The sequence below is a fragment of the Saccharomonospora iraqiensis subsp. iraqiensis genome (assembly GCF_000430445.1).
GTDB lineage: Bacteria > Actinomycetota > Actinomycetes > Mycobacteriales > Pseudonocardiaceae > Saccharomonospora > Saccharomonospora iraqiensis.
Genome location: NZ_KE387061.1, coordinates 4,989 through 8,123, shown reverse-complemented (window position 1 = coordinate 8,123; position 3,135 = coordinate 4,989). Strand labels below are relative to the sequence as shown.

General features: G+C 72.2%; 2 protein-coding genes and 1 pseudogene. 2 read left to right on the top strand and 1 reads right to left on the bottom strand.

All coding sequences use genetic code 11. The features are described 5' to 3' along the window. Positions 1-901 (bottom strand): annotated as a pseudogene (locus ACTIR_RS21820) (serine/threonine protein kinase); the annotation flags it as partial. Positions 902-1,228: 327 nt separating this feature from the next. Between ACTIR_RS21820 and ACTIR_RS27125 the strand changes: the two are divergent. Both ACTIR_RS27125 and ACTIR_RS26295 read left to right on the top strand, forming a co-directional pair. Next, a complete protein-coding gene (locus ACTIR_RS27125) occupies positions 1,229-2,014 on the top strand; it encodes a hypothetical protein (protein WP_026453466.1) in 786 nt (261 codons plus the stop codon). A 191-nt stretch (positions 2,015-2,205) separates the two neighbouring features. Beyond that, a partial coding sequence (locus ACTIR_RS26295) for a hypothetical protein (RefSeq protein WP_161629618.1) occupies positions 2,206-3,135 on the top strand: 930 nt, incomplete at its 3' end.

The window sequence follows — 3,135 nt, the reverse complement described above, 5'->3', positions numbered from 1 at the left end:
CCTCGGACGGAGGCCGGTACGGGGGCGGCTGGTGGTTCCGGGCGCCGTCGGCGGACGGGTCCCCCGGCTCGTGGGGCGAGCGCTGCGCACGGTGCGGATCCTGCGGTCGGTTCGGGTCCCGCCGCTGGTCGGCACGGGGTGGCTCGCGGTAGGGCTGCAGCGCCGGTGCCGGTGGCTCCGAACGGTGCGGGGACGGGTCCGGTGCGCGGTCGGCGTTCTCGATCGTCGACCAGGCCGGCGGCCCCACCAGTGCCACCGGGATCACGCCGAGGACCGTCGCGGGCAGCATCCCCACCCACAGGTGGACGGCCGTGTTGGCCTCGACCCCGGCCGCGAGCAACGTGAAGCCGAGGAACGGCACCCACAGCAGCCTGCCGGGCCACTTCGGCCCCCGCCGCATCGCCGTGCGGGCCAACAGGATCACGGCCAGCAGCGTCAGCAGCGGGAGTACGGTCAGCGTCGCCAGGTGGTAGCCGTAGGCGATCGTGTCACCGGACGGGTAGAACAGCGCCTCGTAGACGTTCTGACCGCCGCCGAGGTACTCGTCCTGCGGACCCACCCAGCAGTACTCCTGCTGCATCGCCTCGTACTCGCCGGACGACAGCCCGGCGGTGTCCCCACCGAAGACCGTGCGGAACACGCTGGAGATCCCCGTGGCGAGCATCCACGGCACGAGCAGCACCAGCACACCGCCGATGCCGAGCAGCGCGTACAACGGAGCACCGTGGTAGCGGTTGCCGGTGAACTTCCGCATGAGTGCGGTGACCACGGCCGCGCCCACCGGGAACAGTGCGAGGAGCACGCCCGCCATCGTGGTCGCCCACGCCCAGTCCCCGGGGCAGAAACCCGGCTGGAAGAGCTGGTAGGCGAGCGAGAGCAGTGAGCTCGCGATCGATTCCACCCTCGCTCCTTCGTCGCGTCCGCCCGGCATCGCCTGTCCGCACAGTATGGCGGGTTCGTCCCTCCGGGTCGGCAGCGGGCGGGGTCGGTCGGGGCGGTGGCCCGCCGTGGCCCCGCGGATTCAGCACTCCGACGTGGCGTTCCGAACAACGAAACAGTTACGCCGGATAACAACCGCAAGATCAACCGGGACGAGTGGACGGAACACCCGGAACGATCGGGACGAAACCGGCGGACCGGACCGGGCGGTAGCCCCGGGTCCGCCCGAGTCGGACCACCCGCGCCGCGAAATGGTCCGGCACGTCCCTCGACCAGAGAACGGAAAAAGATGCGCAAATCGCTCATAGCTCCGCTGGGCGCGCTCGCCGCGTTGGCGTTCGTGACCCCCGCCTCGGCGCAGGACCAGTCGGGCGAGCTGCCCGGTGAGGTGAACACCTGGATCAACGTCCACGAATGCGCCGAGACCGACGCCGGGACGAAGGTCGCCACGGTCGTGTTCAAGAACACGACGGAGCACACCTTCGTCGGTGACTACCGGATCGGCGACGAGGAGGGCACCCCCGACGACGTGACCGGCCAGGAGATCACCGAGGGCCCCCGTGCGGGGCAGGAGTTCGGGCCGGTCTACAACCAGGTCGAGATCCCGGCCGGGTCCGCCGACGGCGACGAGGTGCGGGTGCATCTGGAGCTGGGTGACGAGCTGACCGAGGACCAGGGTGAAGGTACGGTCACGATCTCCTCGTGGGTGGAGCGTGGCCCCGAGCAGAAGAACTTCACCACGAACCGGGAGAAGGAAGCCACCACCGACTGCGCGGAGGAGGACCCGACCCCGTCGTCGAACCCGTCGCCGAACCCGTCGCAGCCCACCGAGCCCACGGACCCCGGCGGGCAGGACCCGGTCTACGACTGCGACAGCCTCACCCGGGAGGAGGCCCAGGACATCCTCAACGAGGACACCTCCGACCCGCACGGCCTCGACGGCAATGGCAACGGCCTCGCCTGTGAGGACGACGAGGACCCCAGTGACGACGAGCTGCCCGGTGACGAGCCGGACGAGAACGGCAAGGCCCCGACGCCGGTTCCGCAGCCCGGCCACCTCCCGGTGACCGGTTGATCGCACCGGTGACCGACGAGCGCTCCCGCCCGGCCCCGGGCGGGAGCGCCGCGAAGGCCTCCTTCCCTGCACCAGGTGCCGTGAGGGACCCCTTCCCTGCGTCCGGTGCCGTGAGGGACCCCTTCACGGCGTCCCACGCGGGGAAGGGGGCCTTCGCGGCACGGCTCCGGGGCACCCGGTGGAGGGACTCCGTGCCGGGGTGGGTCGTGCCGGTGGTGGTGTACCTCGCGGTGCGGGCGGCCGGCGTCGGTGTCCTGGCGCTCATGGCGGCCGGGGACGGCGGATCCCTGCTCGACCGGCTGACCGCCTGGGACGGTCAGTGGTACCTCGGCATCGCCGAGCACGGATACCGCGGGTACGGGGACAGCACCGTCGACATCGACGGCGACCCGTATCCGGCCGCGCCGTTCGCCTTCTTCCCGGCCCTTCCCGCGCTGATCGCGATCGTGTCCACCCTCGGGGCCGATCCGGCGGTGGCCGCCCTCGTGGTCACCACCGCCGCCGGTCTGCTCGCCGTCCCCGCACTCGTGCGGCTGGCCCGATTCGTCGACACGCGCCGGTCCGTGGGCCTGCTGCTGGTCGCGCTCACCGCGGGCGCCCCCATGGCGATCACGCTGAACATGGTCTACACCGAGGCCCTGTTCCTCGCGGCCGCCACCTGGGCGCTGGTGGGGGTGCTCGACCGCAGATGGGCGCTCGCCGGGATGAGCGCCATGGCGGCCGGTCTCGTCCGGCCCACCGCGGTGGTGCTCCTCGCCGTCGTCGTCGCGGCCGCGCTGTGGCGGATGTGGCGGCACCGGGCCGGGTGGTGGCCCCTGGTCGCGGTGGCGACGGCACCGTTGGGCCTCGCGGGCTGGTGGGGCACCGTCGTCCTGGCCACCGGGCAGACGTGGCAACGGATCGAGGACCGCGGGTGGAACACCCACTGGGACTGGGGTGTGGAGGCCGTGGGCTGGGTCGGGACGACACTGACCGAGCAGGTGCACCCGTGGGAACTGTTCGCGGCGCTGGGCACGGTGACCGCGGTGGTGGCGGCGGCGATCATCGCGGGCGGATCCGTGGCGGGTTCGATCGCCGCGGGCCGGACCACGGCGAGCCGGGCCGCGACGGGAACCGGCGGA

What these genes read in the sequence shown, in the direction of transcription:
- ACTIR_RS27125 (WP_026453466.1), top strand. Translation starts at nt 1,229, where the DNA reads ATGCGCAAATCGCTCATAGCTCCGCTGGGCGCGCTCGCCGCGTTGGCG.